The following is a 17,189-nucleotide window of genomic DNA, read 5'->3' on the forward strand; positions in this document are numbered from 1 at the left end:
TAAGATAAAGTATTGGTAAGTCGGCGAAGTCTGTTTTTAATTGAAATCGCCGTCGGATATTAAAAGTAAAGTATAGGAGGAAGATTTAATATGAGAAAATCTTTAAGAAAAATTTCAGCAGCTATCGCAGGATGCGCTCTTGCAATGGCACTTACTGTAAGTGCGGTACCTAATGCAGCAGATGCGGCAACAAAGCCACAGTCTACAAAGGCAGGAATAAAAGCTGGAAAGGCAAAATTTGATCCGGATGGAACATATCACGCATACTTAGGTTTCCAGCAGACAACTACATGGATTTTCCGTGATGCATGGTTCAACCCAACAACAGGACGTGACGGTTCAGATATTAAGGATTTAGATTATAACGGATTACTTAAATCAGGAGACAATGGTGTAGAGCAGCTCGAGGGAACTACTGTTACTGATGCAGAAATCACAGGAAACGGAACATACACTATCGGTGTAACAGGACTCAACGGTGCACTTCCTGATGTAGACGGAACAAACAATGTTATTTCACTTATCTATGCATCAACAGATATTCCTCTTAGTGCAGTAGAGGATGGAACAGTTAAAGTTACTGATGTAAAGTTGTCAATTGACGGAAAAGAAGCATTCTCAGGAGACCCATATATAAATGAGGATACAAAGCTTCTTAAACTTTATCAGTTTGATTGTGTAAATACATATCAGAATGAAGGATACGAAAATCCATCAATCTTAACACCGAAGGACAGCATTACAATCACATTTACAATCAGCGGATTTAACAATGACAACCCTGATGCAGTTGAGGCTACTCCGGCAGCAGCAGATACAAGCAGTGCTTCGACTTCAAGTTCAGGAACAACAAGCACAAGCAGCACTGATTCAGGTTCAGGTTCATCAGCAGGAACTGTAGCAGTAGTAGTTGTTATTGCAGTGGTTGTTGTAGCAGGTGTTGTAGTATACGTTAAGAAAAAGAAAAACTAATAAAAAGATAAATTGACTATTCAGTTGTTTATTGAAAAAAGATAATAAATGTTTAAATAAAAAGACTGTCGTGCTTTTGGGCATGGCAGTCTTTTCGCTTATGTAAAAAAATATGTATTAAAAATAAATTTTGCATGCACATTATTAATTAATGTTAAAGTTGTATGAAAAATAAATGTATTTTCGGTCAATAATTTGTGGTAGTATTTTAAAGCTTAAATTTATATAATTATCACAAGAAGAAGGTGAAATAAAATATAAAGGTTTTAACAACCGAAAGATTATCCAATTATGATTTAGGAGGTCATTATGAAAGAAGAAAAAAAAGAAAGGAGAGGTGCGTTAGACTATGTCTTTGTGATGCAGAGATTAGTTATAATATTAGCTATAGTCGCAGCATTCTTTCCAGCATTTAGTCCATCGAGAGTTACTAAACTGATTGATGGAACTATTTCATTATTTACATCTGGTGTCTCATATTCAAGTCTTACTGATGGTGCGAGCAGGGCATTGCGTATGGGATGGGTTGATGAAAGTGTATTTGTTATTGTATTTATAGGTTCACTTTTATTGATAGTGGGTATAGCACTTGCTATTGCAGGTGGATGTATGTCATTAGGAAATCTCAAATTACAGAGATTTGGACTTGTTTTTTCACTTGCAGGTTCGGTAGTTCAGATAGCAGGTATTGTTCTTTGTTATGTAAGCTATAATATGGTTCAGAACAGTGAGAATATAAGAAGAGTAAAACCTGTATTTCCGAGCGGAATGGTTTTATACATAGTGTTTGCAGTTCTTATGCTTATTACAACGCTTGTTCTTATGCTTGGACTGCCTAAGGCAGACAAGGCAGATAAGTATGAAATGGAATCAAAATATAAGCTTTTTCTTATGTTCCTTCCATTTGCAGCACTTGCATTCGTATTCTGTTACTTACCACTTTGGGGCTGGAGATATGCATTCTTCGATTACAAAGCCGGTGGAACTTTATCAATGAGCAATTTTGTAGGATTTAAGTGGTTTACATATTTATTCAAGAATGCAGCTACAAGACGTGACCTTTTAAATGTTATGAAAAACACACTTGGTCTTAGTGCTTTAAACGTACTTACAAGCTGGGTGCCGATGATGTTCGCTGTATTCCTTTGTGAAATCAAGAGTTTAAGATTCCGTAGATTTGTACAGACATTTACAACAATTCCTAACTTCATAAGCTGGGTACTTGTATATGCTATCGCTATTGCCATTTTCTCTACAGACGGATTTATCAATACATTTATGAAAGAGTTTGGTATGCTTGCAGCTGATGCAAAAGGTCATAACTACCTGCTTGGTAACTCACATATGTGGCTTAAGATGTGGGGCTGGGGCACATGGAAGGGTGTCGGATGGTCTGCTATCATCTATATAGCCGGTATTTCAGGAATTGACCAGAGTCTTTACGAGGCGGCAACGGTTGATGGAGCAGGAAGATTCCAGAAGATGTGGCATGTAACACTTCCGGGACTTTTACCAACATTCTTCGTACTTTTACTTATGTCAATTGCAAACATCCTTACAAATGGTCTTGATCAGTATCTCTGTTTCTCAACAGCACAGAATGCACAGTCACTTAGAGTACTTGATCTTTATGTATACCAGTTAGGTATGGGAAGCAGTGGAAGTATTCCGTTGTCAACGGTTGTAGGTATGTTTAAATCAGTCATATCCGTAGTATTGTTGTTTGCTGCCAATGGAGCATCTAAGCTGCTTCGTGGTGAGAGTATTATATAGGAGGTGAGTACGATATGGCAATGACAAAACAGGAAAAAGAAGATGCTAAAAGAGAAAGAGAATACGAAAAGAAGCATAAAAGAAAATATCGTCTTACACCTGGTGATATAGTATTTAATATTTGCAACTATTTGTTCTTTACATTGTTTACAATAACATGTATATTCCCGTTCTGGTATCTGTTTGTAAATACAGTATCAAGAAACGATTATGTACAGCGAGGTATCGTAAACTTCTGGCCAAAAGGATTCAATATCCAGAATTATCTTGCACTTAAAGATGTAGGAGACCTTGGTTCAGCATTTATTGTTTCTGTATCAAGAACTATTCTTGGTACTGCACTTATGGTAGTTGCTTCAGCATTTATCGGTTATATTGTTACAAAGCAGGAGATGTGGCACAGAAGTTTCTGGTATCGTTTCCTTGTTATCACAATGTACTTTAATGCAGGACTTATTCCATGGTACATGAATTTTGCAATGCTTGGTATGACAAACCATTACTCAGCATATATTATCCCTGCTATCGTAGCTCCGTATAATATTATCCTGGTAAAGACATACATAGAGTCAATACCGGCAGAACTTGAGGAAAGTGCATTTATTGACGGTGCTTCATATATGATGGTATTTAGAAAGCTTATATGGCCTCTTAGTAAACCAATCCTTGCAACAATCGCTATTTTCGGTGCAGTAGGACATTGGAATTCATTCCAGGATTCCCTTATCCTTATGTCAGGTAATGCTAATCTCTTTACATTACAGCACAGACTTTACATTTACCTGAATCAGTCATCAAACCTCGGAGCATTGATGAACGGTGCAGATTCTTCAACTGCTAAGTCTGCGATTGAACAGGCTATGAATACAAAGGTTATTAAGTATACTATTTCAATGGTATCAGTTATTCCTATCCTTTGTGTATATCCGTTCATGCAGAGATATTTCGAGAAAGGTATCATGCTTGGTGCAGTTAAGGGTTGATATTACAATATATTGCATTTTATATCAAAATTTGATAATCTGATTATGGTTTTTATAAATGGGTGATTGCGTAAGCGGTCACCCATTAAAAAATATAAGCAAAATTTATAGTCAGATAGGAGGATAAATTATAGTATGTTTAAAAATGGTTTCTTTGAAAGTCCATTGTACAAATTTGGCACGAGACTTGTAGATGTGCTTGTTCTTAATTTTTTATGGCTCTTCTGCAGTCTGCCACTGTTACTTGCTCTTACAATTCCTAAGTGGCTGGGATTGTTCTGGATTCCATGTGGAATAATCGGAGCCTTTACGATGGGAGCCGCATCGGTAGCCGCATTTTCAATAACATTAAAGATGGTAGATGATGAGGAAGGTTATATATTAAAACCTTTTTTCAAAGAGTTTAAGACAAGTTTTTTTAAAGGCGGTATAGCAGGTATGATACAGACATTTGCAGTATATGCATTGTATCTTGATTTCCAGCTTTATAATAATGTCAAAGATTCAAATATTATGTTTTTGATAGTGTTTGTTCTTGGATTGTTTTTACTGTTTACACATTATGTATATTCGTATGCTCTTATGGGAAGATATGAGAATACGGTTGTAAATACTTTGAAAAATTCATTTACAATATCACTTAGATATTTCAAGAAAACAATATTGATATTTTTGGTTGTTGCCTTTGAAATTTTATTATTCATGTGGTCGGGGACAACACAGTTTATTGGAATAATAATAGGTCCGGTATGTGTTATTCTTACAATAAGCGGAATGGCAAAGCCGATATTCCTGCAGATTGAAAGAGATAACAACGGTGAGGAAAGTGACGATGAAGAAGCTGAAGCTGATTTATCCGATTATGAAAATATTGACTATGAAAAGCTTGCCAAAAAAGCAGAAGAAAATAAAAAGTAATTAAAAAAATAAAAAATGTAGAAATTATAGGATATATCTTCAAAAAAAGTGAGGGTAATAAAAGTGCTTAAAAATATTGCACATTTTTTTGTTAAATTGTAAAATATACACATAGGAAATAGTAATGGTTTGTGTTGTGTTGTGCACATGCCGTAGAACTTTAATATACAACACAGAAAAGAGGAAAATTATGAGAAAAGCTGCATTTAGTAAAAAAATGCTTTCTGTATTGCTTGCAGGCAGTATGGTTGTTGGTTCTACATCAATGCTTACAGGATGTGGTACGAAAAAGAAAAATGGAGTTATAAAATTAGATGTCTACAGTCAGTTGGCGAATACACAGGGTATGCAGACAGGCTGGGGTGCAGATGTACTTAAAGAAAAGTTCAATGTTGAGCTGAATATTATTCCTGATGCAGATGGTGTATATCAGACACGTGCACAGAATGGAAACCTTGGTGACATCGTTATCTGGGGTAGTGATTCAAAAGATTATGTTGACGCTGTTCAGAATGATCTTCTTCTTGACTGGAATGAAGATGATCTTCTTACAGACTGCGGACCATACATTAAGAAGCATATGGCAGATGCCCTTAAGAAAAACAGTGGTCTTACAAAGACTATCACGAACGGTGCAAAAGATACTACATACGGTATTGCTCACAGCGTTGCAACAAACAGTAAGAACCATGATGCATTCTTCTATACATGGGATACTCGTTGGGACTTATATAAGAAGTTAGGTTATCCTAAGATTAAAGACCTTGATGCATTTAAGAATATGCTTATCAAGATGCATGATATCTGCCCTAAGGATGACAATGGAAATCCTACATATGCTGTTTCACTTTGGTCTGACTGGGATGACGGAATGGTTATGTATGTTAAGTCAACAGTTACAGCTTACTATGGTTATGATGAGATGGGTATTGGATTGTATGATCCTCAGACAGGTAAATTCCATGATGCACTCGAGGAGAACGGACCATATCTTCAGATGCTTAAGTTCTACAATGACTTATATCGTGCAGGTCTTGTAGATCCTGACTCAATGACACAGACATACGACCAGATGAGTGCTAAGGTTAAGAGTGGTGGTGTATTATTCTCAATCTTCAACTATTCCGGTTCACTTGGATACAATACAGATGCACATCTTAAAGCAGGCAAGTACATGTATTGTATGAAACCTGAGGAAGCAAAGCCTATCGTTTATGGTATGAATACACAGGGTGGTGACCGTATCACAACAATCGGTGCAAAGACAGAGTACCCAGACTTATGTATGGAAATCATCAACTACTTTGCAACTCCGGAAGGATTTATGACATACAAGTATGGTCCTAAGGGAGAGACATGGGATTATGACAAGGATCATAATACATATTTTACAGAACTTGGTAAGAAGACTCATGCTGATGGAAAGACAAAGATGGAGAAACATAAGGGCTCATTCCAGGATGGACAGATTCAGGCTGCATTTGATACATGGGCTAATGATGCTGACAACCCTGATTCAAATGGTGAAACATACAACTGTGACAACTGGAAGAGCAACATTACAACTCCTGAATACAAGATTCAGCAGGATTGGGTTGACAAGACAGGTTGCAAGAACCTTAACGAATACATGGAAAAAGGTGGAAATTATGTAGTTGCTCCTGCAACATCTTATTCAGCAAGTGCTAAGGATGATGAATTAAAGACAACTTGGAAACAGGTTACAACATCTATCAAAGAGAATTCTTGGAATGCTATTTATGCTAAGACAGATGCAGAGTTTAACAAGTTTGTTCAGAAGATGAAGAAAGATACAGCCGCTTATGGATATGATGAGTGTCTCAAGTGGTGTGAGAACGAAGCTGCAACTCGTCGTTCATTAGAGAAGGCATTAAGCAACTAGGATTAAAGTTGTTTCTTATATGAATGTTTATTCCCCCGTGCTTTGGCATGGGGGATTTTTTAATATATATGATTATGATACAACATTATTATTATGAGTAAATTAGGCTTTAATAAATTGTGTGAACTGTTACTGAAAAGTTAAAATATCAGTTTTAAATGATTGAATTTTTGTGCAGTTTGCTATAAAATATCATATATAGTTAGTCTGAATTGTATTAAATGGAGGTTGGACGTATGAAAAAAAAATTAGATTTTATGTCAAAGAATAAAGAGACAAGGACTAAGAAAAAAAATACCAAACGAAAATTGAATACAAAAAAATCTGTTGAGAGCGAAAATATACAAGATACTGATAAAAGCAAAAATGAGGATAAAGTAAATCAGCATAATGGTGAAGTTGCAAAGCATAAATCTATTGTTGTAAGAATAGCAGGGCTTGTATATATGGGTATCCTTATTACAGTTTTGTTTGTTGGGGTGCTGATTATTCCTTATATAAAGAACTCACTGCAACAGAATATAAGTACATCTATGAAAGATGTTACCACCATACTTGGTCAGTCATTTGATAAGCAGATTGACAGAAGCGGTGCCAATATAGTTCTTACACCTATTACATTGAGAAATTCATTGGCATCCGTCAAGGTCAATGGCTTAAAAAGCAGCTATATGTATATTATAAACGGAAGTGGCAATGTGGCATGGCATCCAAATGAAAAACTGATTGGGGAAAAGATTGGTATTTCTGAGGTACAGAATATAGTTGATAAAATGGTTGCGAAAGAGAAAGTCAGCCCTGGATTTTTGGACTATACTTATAATGGTGAACAAAAGCATGCTGTATATTTTGTAAGCAGTACATATTCGTTTACTTTGGTGCTTTGCTGCGATAAATCAGAAATAAATGCTCCTGTAAATAAGGTGTATACGAGAACAGGTATTGCACTCATAATTATATTGATAATTATGGGAATCATAGGAACTGTGGTTCCTAGAAGGATAGCAAGACCTATAAAGGATGTTGTATTTTCAATGAACCGTATGGCAGAGCTTGATTTGGCACATAGAGATATAAGTGTACATAAGGTTGTGAAACAAAATGATGAAATTGGTATGCTTGCAAGCTCAGCTTTGATTTTGAAAGATGAACTTGCTGCTATGGCAAAGTCTCTTATGGAAAATGGAAATCATCTGGATGATGCATCGATTGCCTTGAAAAACAGCATTGAACAGGTAGATGATACCGTATCCGGTATTGAACAGGCTGTTACGGGGATTGCAGATGGTGCCGGAAGCCAGGCTGATGATACACAGCGTGCAAATGAAAATGTTATAAGTATAGGCAATGATATAGATGCATGTACGGATTCTATGAGAATATTATCTGAAACTGTAGAAAAAATGAAAGACATGAGCAACGAGACATCAAAAGTGCTCAAGGAGCTTGTTAAGATAAGCGAAAATACTTCAGAAGAAATTGCAACATTAAAAGACGAGACATTCAGAACACATACTTCGGCAGAGGCTATCAGAAGTGCAGTTGAATTGATACAGTCAATTGCAGACCAGACAAGTCTTCTTTCTCTTAATGCATCCATAGAAGCAGCAAGAGCCGGTGAACATGGAAAAGGATTTGCTGTTGTAGCGAATGAGATAAGAAGTCTTTCTGACAGCAGTATGAACAGTGCTGATGAAATTGAAAGAATAGTTTCAGAACTTTTGGACAATTCAAATATAAGTGTTAAGAGAATGGAAACTGTAAGTAATGATGTTGCTATTCAGGTTGACAGACTTGGTAATACAAGAAAATCCTTTAAAGGTCTTACTGAAGAGACAGACAAGGTTATTGAGCTTACAGAGACGATATCAGCTCAGGTGGATAAAATCAATAGTGCTAAGAACAATGTAAGTAGTGTTCTCGAGAGTCTTTCGGCAATTGCAGAAGAAAATGCCGCAAGTACACAGGAAACATCAGCTTCAGTTCAGGAGATTGGTTCTTCAATCAATGAAATCAGTGAGAGTGCAGTAGCTTTACAGAATCTGTCTACAGATATGAGTAATTATATAAAGAAATTTAAGTTGTACGAGAATTAATGAATAATTCTTTAAATCCTGCCATTAAAAATGGGATTGATAATTAACTAAAAATCTCCGCTTCTTTTATAGAGTGCGGGGGTTTTTAGTTCTAAATTTTGTGATTTTAGTTTTTTTAGTTTTGGAACTTTTAAATTTTTTTATTACTGTTTTTCTTGCCTTCGGGGTTTGGAAAATCTCCATTGAAGCCACGCAGAAGCATGGCATTGTAAATTTCGTCAGCACGATCAATTGTGCGTAACAGAAGATGACCGAGAAGTGAACCCCAGTTTTTAATATTTATACCTTTTTGATTTGGCGCACGCAAAGCATATGCTTGAGTAATGCGTCCTGCTTCAGAGAGCAGAAGTGTGACATATCTGTAGGTGAGCATTACCTGTGTTACAATTACAGATGGAATTTTTATAAGACGCATAGCATAGCATATTTTTTCAATTGTTGTCGTTGCGATGAGGATGTATGATGCAATTACGGTTAGTATACCTTTTAATGCCAGAGTAAGCATTGATATTATGCCGCCTGTTATGGCAAGGTTTTTAAATAGCGATAAATTTTGAGTTAGTTCAATGCCGTTAGAGCGAAAGAGTACATGTCTGTCAAAAAAAGGATTTAATATTCCTATAAGACAGACAAGCGGCAGAACTATTCTAAGGCGTTTAATACTGTCCTTAAAATTTATATCTCCAAGAATAAACATTGCCACCGGATAAACTGCCATTATAACAAGCCTGCTTACATTATATTTTGGTGTGGATATGACAAGCAGTATATATCCGATGGTTATAATAAGTTTAATTAAGGGGTGTATGTTATTTATCAATTTGTCCTGCCTTGCAAGTTCGTCAATTTTTGTTATTTCATGTATTGTATTTCCGATTTTATCTTTCGGTTTTCTTTTTGTCATTTGTATTTTTCCTATTTGTTTTTGTGTCTGCTTACAGACCTGATTATAAGGCATATGACTGTGCAAAGAATTAGTACGATAAGTGAACCGGCTATACCGGAAAATGATGTGCCGCCCACTGTATCGGAATTTTTGAAAGCGTAATCAGGCAGGAACGAAAGCATGCTTTGTATTGATGAAAATACAGAATGTACTTTATCGGAGTTTCCTGAAATGTCAGTTGAGCCTGTAAGCTTTGCTATAGACCATTCAAGTCCGTCAGGGTGTGAAGAAGCAAAGAGGGAAATAATTCCTCCTGTTACAAGTGTAACTGTGAATAAAATTGTAAGTATCTTTTTCAGTGATAATTTTTTGGTAAAGTCTGTTTGCGGCAATGCTGTGTTTGTTTCGTGTGTGACAAAGTTTTCGTTTTTATTGGTCCCAAGCATTTCAGGACGTGATTCGTATATGAATACAAGTACAGCGGCAGTTATAAGTCCCTCGACAAGTCCGATTGCAAGGTGTATCGGCTGCATTGTTTTTACAAATGTCATAAACGGCAGTTCAGTGATGCCTGAGATTTTTGTTTCGACTGATACACTAAATGCTCCGAATTGAAGAGAAATGACTGAGCCGAGGATAGAGGCTGTTATAATTCCTGCTTTGTTTATGCCTTTTTTGATAATCGGTTTCCACACGAGAAAATATCCGAGAAAGCATCCATAAAATGCCATATTCCATACATTACATCCAAACGCCAGCAAACCGCCGTCAGCAAAGAAAAGACATTGAATTAGTAAAACACTGATGAGTGTTAAAAAAGCGGCGTAAGGGCCTAATAAGGCTGTCAAAAGCATGCCGCCACAGAGGTGCCCGCTTGAACCTGTACCCGGAATTGTGAAATTTATCATCTGGGCTGCAAAAATAAATGCACCCATAACTCCCATGACAGGAATTTTTTTGTCGTCATTCTCAAGACGAATTTTTTTTACTGAATAAGCTGCTGCGCCTGCCGAAAGTGCATACATGGTTCCGGCAACTGTTGCAGAGACAAGGGCATCTGCCATATGCATATAAATCACTCCATTCTATAAAAATTTAATATAAATAAAAAAAGCATCTGAACTGTGAACATCGTTGTCCGGATACTTTTTTTATTATTGATAATACATTTATTGTGTTATATTAACATATTATAATACTGTCCGGAAGCTTCCCAGGGGGATATTTTTTGGAATAATTTGTGTAAAAGAGTGAAAGTTTGGAAAACATGATAAGAATCAGACACATGAAATGCAAAAGTTTAGAGAAGGGTTTTAAACTTGAAAATAAGATATTTTTTTGTCATAATAATATGAAGATGGAGATAAGGAAATGGGGATTAAAATGATAAATGATATAACTGTTAATATAAAAAATGTCAGCTTTTGTTATGAAGCGGGAAAAAATATTTTAAATAATATTTCAATGAGTGTATGCGGCGATGAAAACATAGGTCTTATTGGTGCAAACGGTGTCGGAAAATCGACATTGCTAAAACTTCTTGTCGGTCTGAATTTAGGATTTCATGGTGATATAGAGATAGAGGGAATACCTGTCACTAAAAAAAATCTAGCTGGAATAAGAGAGAAGATTGGATATGTGTTTCAGGATTCTGAAAGCCAGCTTTTTATGTCAAATGTTTATGATGAGATAGCTTTTGCACCGAGAAATTATGGATTGAGTGAGGGTGAGACAGAGAAAAGAGTTGAGAATGCTCTAAAGAGTATTCATATTGAATATCTGCGTGGCAGACAGATATATAAAATGTCGGGCGGGGAGAAAAAGATGGTCTCGATAGCTACTATCCTTGGAATGGAGCCTGATATAATATTGATGGATGAGCCATCAATTGCACTTGACCCTGCGAACAGAAGAAATCTTATAAATATTTTAAAGGAAACAAAGCAGCTTAAAATAATCGCTTCACATGACCTTGATATGGTGCTTGAAGTTTGTGACAGGGTTATTTTGATGGCGGATGGAAGAATAATGAAAGATGCAAAGGCAAAGGAAATTCTGACTGATGAACAATTGCTTTTGGATGCAGGTCTGGAACTTCCGCTTTGTATGCAGCAGCCGAGATGGAGAAGTTAAAAAATATCAGAAAGTAATTATAAAGGATAGAGAAAATACTGTTACTGTTTAAATTTATGGTGAGATAAATAATAAATATAGTTTTTTGAAAAAATATGGAGGAATACTATGTGTGAGGTTCAAAATATGGATGAAAAAAAGCACAGTCATAGCCATAGTCATACACAGACTAAAGCTGTTGTAAACAGGCTGTCACGTGCAATTGGACATTTGGAATCCGTGAAACGAATGGTTGAGGATGGAAGAGACTGTACAGAGGTGTTGATACAGCTTTCAGCAGTAAAATCAGCAATAAATAACACAGGAAAACTTATTTTGAAAGATCATATAGAACATTGTATTGTTTATGCTGCCAAAAATGATGATGAAGAAGCGATACATCAGCTGGAGGAAGCAATAGATAAGTTTATGAAGTAAAAATATTATGGGAGATATTGAATTTTATCTAAATTTCAATATCTCCCATTTTAAATAATGAAATTATAGTGTGACAAATTTGTCTGCCTCATCTTTTAATTCATTTGAAATCTGTTCATTTGTTGTCATTTCTGATGAGATGTCTTCAATGCTTGCAACCAAATCTGTTGTGTTTGTTGCAACTGTCGTTATGCCGTTTGTACTCTCTTCAATTGCAGATGAAATTCCATCGAGGGATTCTGCAACATTTGACATTGACGATTTTATGGATGATGCCATATCATTAAATTTGCTGACTATCTCAGAAACGTGTTCTGCATCATCACTGTACTGATGTCCTGATTTTACAAAGCCTACATAGTCTTCCATTACATTGTTTTTTATGTAGTCAATCATTTCATTTGAATTTTTGGTTAATTCTTTGACTGCAACAATAACCATTCCATTTATATTCTGTATATTGTTTGCCGCTTCTCTGCTCGAGTCAGCAAGCTGGCGGATTTCATCAGCTACTACGGCAAATCCTTTTCCGGCGTCTCCGGCTCTTGCTGCTTCAATGGAAGCATTTAATGCAAGAAGATTTGTCTGGCTTGAGATGTTTAATATATCCATTGTGAGATCGTTGACTTTGTCCACGCTCTTACTTTCTTCAATTGCATTTTCAAGACTTTCTACAATTTCGCTAATAATCTGATTTGCATTGTCACCGTTTTTAACAGCGGTTTCTTCAAGTTCATTTGCACGAACTTTCATTTCGTTTACATAGTCAAAAAGTTTTATAGATTCATCTGAAAGTTCAGAAATGCTTGAATCAACGGAGTTTGTATTGTCATTTACGGATATAACGGTTGCGGATACTTCTTCCATTGATGATGAAAGCTCTTCCATAACTGCTGAAATGTCACATGAGTTGTCGTTTGCTTTAACAACTTTGTCGGTAACCGTACCAACAATACTTTCAAGCTGATTTGTGTTGTTGGTGATTTTTTTCATAATGTTCTGTAAAGTTTCTATAAAATGATTAACGCTTATACCGATAACTCCGATTTCGTCATTGCCTGCGACATAAACCCGTTTTGTAAGGTCACCGTGTCCGGAATTTATATCATCAATAAGGTCAGTGAGTTCTTTGTTCATGCGCGCAACAGGACGACATACGGCTTTGTAACATATATATATCACGCTTAACCCCAAAATTAAACCGGCTATAAGCAATATTATACCGCTGATCTGGCTTGTTCTATAAACACTTGTCTGTTTAAGAACACCGTTATCCATAGCAGCCCGATTTAATTTCTGTAATTGTGTAATATTGTCTTCAATCTTCGCAGATTGTGTTATAAGAGTATCATTTGCCATCTGGGCAGCAATAGTACCCTGACCTGATGCACTGGCATTTATTGCTGTTTTGTAGTCTGTCAGATATGCATTGTAATTTTCCTGAAATTTATTAAAAATCTCTGTTTCTTTGCTGGTATTAAGTCTTTTCTTGAAATTAGCAATGAGTTTTGAAATTTCATTTATGGTGTTTTCGTATTCTGTGACAAGCTGTTCTTTGGCCTCGCTGTTTGTAGCAATACAGTGCTTGTAGATAGTACCATTTAATTTTTCAAACTTTTCAGATATCTTACCAAGCTGGGTAAGGCTTGCCGAGTAATTGCCGGAAATTTTTTGGCCTATACTAAGCATATTATTTGCTATTCTTATAGAAGTTAAACTTGATATTACAAGAAGTATTGATATTAATGCGACGGGCATCATGATTTTGAATTTTACATTCATATTTTTAAAATTCATAAATTTTCTCCTTTCGAATCATAATATATTTATTTTACAACAAAATGAAGATTAAATAAATACACAAATACGAATAAATATGGTATTATTCAGACATGTTAATGCATTAAAAATCAGAGATTTGAGAAATTTAATTTTAGAATGGAGATTGTTATGTGCGATATGTATCTAAAAGACAGCAGATTTATTGAGGATATGGAAAAGACAGTTGTGCCAAAGCTCTCAAAAATAAAGGAGTCAGGTTATTATGGTACAAATGACGGAAAAAGACTTTATTATGAGAAGTTCATAAATGAGAATGAGCGTGCGGTTGTAGTTATTTCTCACGGGTTTTGTGAATTTGCGGAAAAGTTTGAGGAAGTTATATACTATTTTTTGTGCAAGGGATATTCGGTATATATACCGGAGCACAGAGGGCATGGCAAGTCTGACAGGGACGTGGACGATTTATCAAAGGTGTATGTTAAAAGTTTTGATGAATATGTGAGTGACTTTGCGGGTTTTGTAAATGACATAGTAAAAAAGGAAACAGAGAAAGATAAAAAAATTATTTTATATGCACATTCCATGGGAGGTGCCATAGGAGCACTGGTACTGGAGAAATATCCACATTTGTTTGACTGTGCAATATTAACGTCACCTATGCTTAAAATGAGATACAACGGGATGCCTGAGTTATTGGTAAAGTTTTTGAAGGCATATGCGGCATTGTTTCCGGTTGGAAAGAAATACGTCATTGGTCAAAAGGCATTTACCGGAGATAGAGAAGATGATTTTGGATGCTGCACCTGTGGTGCAAGATATGAATACATCTTTAAAAAACGTGAAAGAAATAACAGGTATCATATGAATGGTGCAACTTACGGATGGAGTGTAGGTGCGATGAATGCAGTTAAAAAGCTGCAGAAAAATGCACATAAGGTTGACATTCCTGTACTTTTGATGCAGGCAGACAATGATATGGTTGTTGACAACAAGGGACAGGATAAGTTTGCAAAGGCGAATAAAAATGTTATTCTTATTAAGATACCAAATTCAAAACATGAGATTTATGGTTCTGATTACAATACAATAAAGTGGTATTATGATATTATATGGAAATTTTTAGATAAACAAATAGGAGGAAATCTTGGTTGAATATATTGTATAGTCTATTTTATACTGTTTTTTCGCTTGCCATTGTTTCGGCGGCAGCTTTGCCGGTGATATTGTTTATAAGATTTATTGTTATCAATATTCCAAAAAAATTTATTATGTATTTGTGGATGCTTTATCTGGTGAGAAGCATATGTCCCGTATCGCTGTCGAGCATCTTTGCGATTGTTCCATCATTTAACAGGAAAGTGCATATTTTTATGGAGACGATGGGACTTTCGTTTGTTTCAAATGGCGGAAGTTTAAAAGGATGGCAGAGTGTTTTTGTCGAGCCGTTTACCGTAAACATAAACTTTAGATTTTGCAGTATTATATGGGCAGCAGGAGCCGTTTTTATATGTATATATACATTTGTGAAACAGGCACGCATAAGAAACTGGCTTAACAGCGGGGCGAAGAGGCTTGAGAGTGATATATATCAGCGTGAAAAATTAAACATACCTGTTATGACGGGTATATTTAATCAGAAGAAATATATACCGCAGGAGATGAAGGCGGCAGAGGCAAAGTACATAATTAAACATATGGATATACATGCCGGCAGGCATGATGGGGTTTTGAGAGCAGCAGCATTTGTCATTATGTCAATTCAGTGGTTTAACCCATTTATGTGGCTTGCGTATTATTTTATATGCAGGGATATTGAGATGGCGGCAGACGAGGACACGATTAGTTATTTTGGCTTGGAAAAGCGTGCAGAGTACGCTCAGGAAATAATTAACATGAATAAAGGAAAGAAAATCATAAATCCATCGCTGGTAACATTTCAGGAAAATTACCTTGATGACAGGGCATCAAAAATGTTATATCAGCAAAAGGTGAAAAAAAAGGACAGGCAGATAGTTATTTTAGTGTGTCTGCTTATATTCATATGGTGGTTTATGGTAAGGCCGCTTCAGATATTGTGGAACGGAGGTTTGTGGGATGGCAATGCAAATGAATCGCAGACAAACACCACAAGCGAACCGTTGTTTTCAAATGATAATCAGAAGGTTGTGACAAAAGCGTCGGTTAAAAGTTCCGACGGACTTGAAAAAATTGTAAAAATTGTTATGACGGACGGAATTGAAAATGATAACGGTTATGATGGCCGTTTTAGTATAATGCTTGAGGACAACAGCGGAAATAAACTTGCGGAGGAAAGCCTTGATAATTTGTATTCTGTGAGAGAAGAGAATAAGCTTCATTTTAACAAAGATTTTGAGGTACATATATCAGATTACAATAATGACAGCATAAATGAGATTTCTGTGGGACAGGATATAGAGGTTTCTGACGAAAACGTGAAAGCGGCATTAGGAAAGAAAGCAAAGAACAAAAAAGAAAAGAATATAAAGAGCCTGCAGGAATACTATCTTTGGAATATAGAAGGAAATGATTTGCGCAGAGCATCAGAATCGATTTATCTTACAGGAAAGAGTGATAATTCGGTTAATTCCTGTGAGCTTAAAATTCCTGAGAATACAACAGGTGTTATAAAGAGCAAAATTGCAGGAAACAAAATATTCTATGTGTGGGATACAGATAAAAAGTTATTTGTAAAAAAAGAGCTTAGCAAGGAGGAGTTAAAAAGCTACAAAAAAGCTGATACTTCTGATAATGCAGAAAAGACTACGCATTCATTAAACAATGATTCTAACCGTGAGATTATAAGAGTTACTACACAAAAGGACAGTACAGGTTCGGAGGAAATCAAAAAAGTGGAGATAACGCCGGATGGCGTAAGTAAGTCGTTTAAGAATATAAAAGGCTACTATTGTGATATTAAATGGGTTCAGGATACGCAGGATGAACAGAGATATGCAATTTTGACATATAACGGTACAAAATCACAGACATTCATAGTTTTCGATACAAAGCTTAAAGACGTGTATTATAAACAGGAGGATGGAAACAGCACCCTGAGCAAAGTTTTTGAACGTTACAACGGAGACAGTATCACATTTGGCAAAAAAGACATTGTCGTTTACACGCTGCTGGAGAAAGATAAAGATATTCTTAAAATTGGATTTGCAGCTAATGCAAAAAACAATGTCACTGTTAAGGGCAGTTATAAATATGATGTTGAAAATGAAAATCCGTATGAGTTCAGCTATTCTCAAAGCACCGGTACATCCGGCGGTGATGAAAGCGGAGATAATACTGAAACAAACTGA

The 17,189-nt window shown here is 35.9% G+C and carries 13 protein-coding genes; 10 read left to right on the plus strand and 3 right to left on the minus strand.

Annotated elements, in window-relative coordinates; translation table 11 throughout:
• Positions 1-90: 90 nt before the first annotated feature.
• The 6 genes from ACZLXV_RS05610 (at position 91) to ACZLXV_RS05635 (ending at position 8,645) form a co-directional block, all read left to right on the plus strand.
• Positions 91-972, plus strand: coding sequence for a hypothetical protein (locus ACZLXV_RS05610; protein ID WP_482382767.1), 882 nt, complete (start codon positions 91-93; stop codon positions 970-972).
• A 309-nt stretch (positions 973-1,281) separates the two neighbouring features.
• Positions 1,282-2,745, plus strand: a complete 1,464-nt coding sequence (locus tag ACZLXV_RS05615) for an ABC transporter permease subunit (protein ID WP_022223762.1) — start codon at positions 1,282-1,284, stop codon at positions 2,743-2,745.
• A 14-nt stretch (positions 2,746-2,759) separates the two neighbouring features.
• Positions 2,760-3,728 (plus strand): carbohydrate ABC transporter permease, encoded by a 969-nt coding sequence (locus tag ACZLXV_RS05620; protein WP_022223761.1) that lies wholly within the window; start codon positions 2,760-2,762, stop codon positions 3,726-3,728.
• Positions 3,729-3,863: 135 nt separating this feature from the next.
• Positions 3,864-4,646, plus strand: coding sequence for a YesL family protein (locus ACZLXV_RS05625; protein ID WP_022223760.1), 783 nt, complete (start codon positions 3,864-3,866; stop codon positions 4,644-4,646).
• Between the two features lie 190 nt (positions 4,647-4,836).
• Complete coding sequence (locus ACZLXV_RS05630; protein WP_022223759.1) at positions 4,837-6,549, plus strand: type 2 periplasmic-binding domain-containing protein; 1,713 nt, start codon at positions 4,837-4,839, stop codon at positions 6,547-6,549.
• A 236-nt stretch (positions 6,550-6,785) separates the two neighbouring features.
• A complete protein-coding gene (locus tag ACZLXV_RS05635; protein ID WP_482382768.1) occupies positions 6,786-8,645 on the plus strand; it encodes a methyl-accepting chemotaxis protein in 1,860 nt (619 codons plus the stop codon).
• 130 nt (positions 8,646-8,775) lie between these two features.
• Here the strand turns inward: ACZLXV_RS05635 and cbiQ are convergent, their stop codons facing one another.
• Positions 8,776-9,549: a cobalt ECF transporter T component CbiQ gene (gene cbiQ / locus ACZLXV_RS05640; protein WP_482382769.1), complete on the minus strand. Its 774-nt coding sequence runs from the start codon at positions 9,547-9,549 to the stop codon at positions 8,776-8,778.
• A gap of 11 nt (positions 9,550-9,560) precedes the next feature.
• On the minus strand, positions 9,561-10,601 hold the full coding sequence (locus tag ACZLXV_RS05645) for an energy-coupling factor ABC transporter permease (RefSeq protein ID WP_022223756.1): 1,041 nt from the start codon (positions 10,599-10,601) through the stop codon (positions 9,561-9,563).
• A gap of 316 nt (positions 10,602-10,917) precedes the next feature.
• On the opposite strand from ACZLXV_RS05645, the gene ACZLXV_RS05650 reads away from it, so the two are divergent.
• Positions 10,918-11,664: an energy-coupling factor ABC transporter ATP-binding protein gene (locus ACZLXV_RS05650; RefSeq protein WP_482382797.1), complete on the plus strand. Its 747-nt coding sequence runs from the start codon at positions 10,918-10,920 to the stop codon at positions 11,662-11,664.
• A 126-nt stretch (positions 11,665-11,790) separates the two neighbouring features.
• Entirely contained in the window at positions 11,791-12,081 is a 291-nt protein-coding gene (locus ACZLXV_RS05655; protein ID WP_482382770.1) for a metal-sensing transcriptional repressor, read from the plus strand.
• Between the two features lie 63 nt (positions 12,082-12,144).
• On the opposite strand, the gene ACZLXV_RS05660 is transcribed toward ACZLXV_RS05655, so the two are convergent.
• Positions 12,145-13,878: a methyl-accepting chemotaxis protein gene (locus tag ACZLXV_RS05660; protein ID WP_482382771.1), complete on the minus strand. Its 1,734-nt coding sequence runs from the start codon at positions 13,876-13,878 to the stop codon at positions 12,145-12,147.
• 153 nt (positions 13,879-14,031) lie between these two features.
• Between ACZLXV_RS05660 and ACZLXV_RS05665 the strand changes: the two genes are divergently transcribed.
• Both ACZLXV_RS05665 and ACZLXV_RS05670 read left to right on the plus strand, forming a co-directional pair.
• Complete coding sequence (locus tag ACZLXV_RS05665) at positions 14,032-15,015, plus strand: alpha/beta fold hydrolase (RefSeq protein ID WP_482382772.1); 984 nt, start codon at positions 14,032-14,034, stop codon at positions 15,013-15,015.
• Complete coding sequence (locus tag ACZLXV_RS05670; RefSeq protein WP_482382773.1) at positions 15,012-17,189, plus strand: M56 family metallopeptidase; 2,178 nt, start codon at positions 15,012-15,014, stop codon at positions 17,187-17,189. The genes ACZLXV_RS05665 and ACZLXV_RS05670 overlap by 4 nt, the downstream gene beginning before the upstream one ends.

It is taken from the genome of Butyribacter sp. (genome assembly GCF_056818865.1).

Coding starts and splice junctions, on each gene's coding strand:
- ACZLXV_RS05610 (WP_482382767.1), top strand. CDS start 91: ATGAGAAAATCTTTAAGAAAAATTTCAGCAGCTATCGCAGGATGCGCT.
- ACZLXV_RS05615 (WP_022223762.1), top strand. CDS start 1,282: ATGAAAGAAGAAAAAAAAGAAAGGAGAGGTGCGTTAGACTATGTCTTT.
- ACZLXV_RS05620 (WP_022223761.1), top strand. CDS start 2,760: ATGGCAATGACAAAACAGGAAAAAGAAGATGCTAAAAGAGAAAGAGAA.
- ACZLXV_RS05625 (WP_022223760.1), top strand. CDS start 3,864: ATGTTTAAAAATGGTTTCTTTGAAAGTCCATTGTACAAATTTGGCACG.
- ACZLXV_RS05630 (WP_022223759.1), top strand. CDS start 4,837: ATGAGAAAAGCTGCATTTAGTAAAAAAATGCTTTCTGTATTGCTTGCA.
- ACZLXV_RS05635 (WP_482382768.1), top strand. CDS start 6,786: ATGAAAAAAAAATTAGATTTTATGTCAAAGAATAAAGAGACAAGGACT.
- cbiQ (WP_482382769.1), bottom strand. CDS start 9,549: ATGACAAAAAGAAAACCGAAAGATAAAATCGGAAATACAATACATGAA.
- ACZLXV_RS05645 (WP_022223756.1), bottom strand. CDS start 10,601: ATGCATATGGCAGATGCCCTTGTCTCTGCAACAGTTGCCGGAACCATG.
- ACZLXV_RS05655 (WP_482382770.1), top strand. CDS start 11,791: ATGGATGAAAAAAAGCACAGTCATAGCCATAGTCATACACAGACTAAA.
- ACZLXV_RS05660 (WP_482382771.1), bottom strand. CDS start 13,878: ATGAATTTTAAAAATATGAATGTAAAATTCAAAATCATGATGCCCGTC.
- ACZLXV_RS05665 (WP_482382772.1), top strand. CDS start 14,032: ATGTGCGATATGTATCTAAAAGACAGCAGATTTATTGAGGATATGGAA.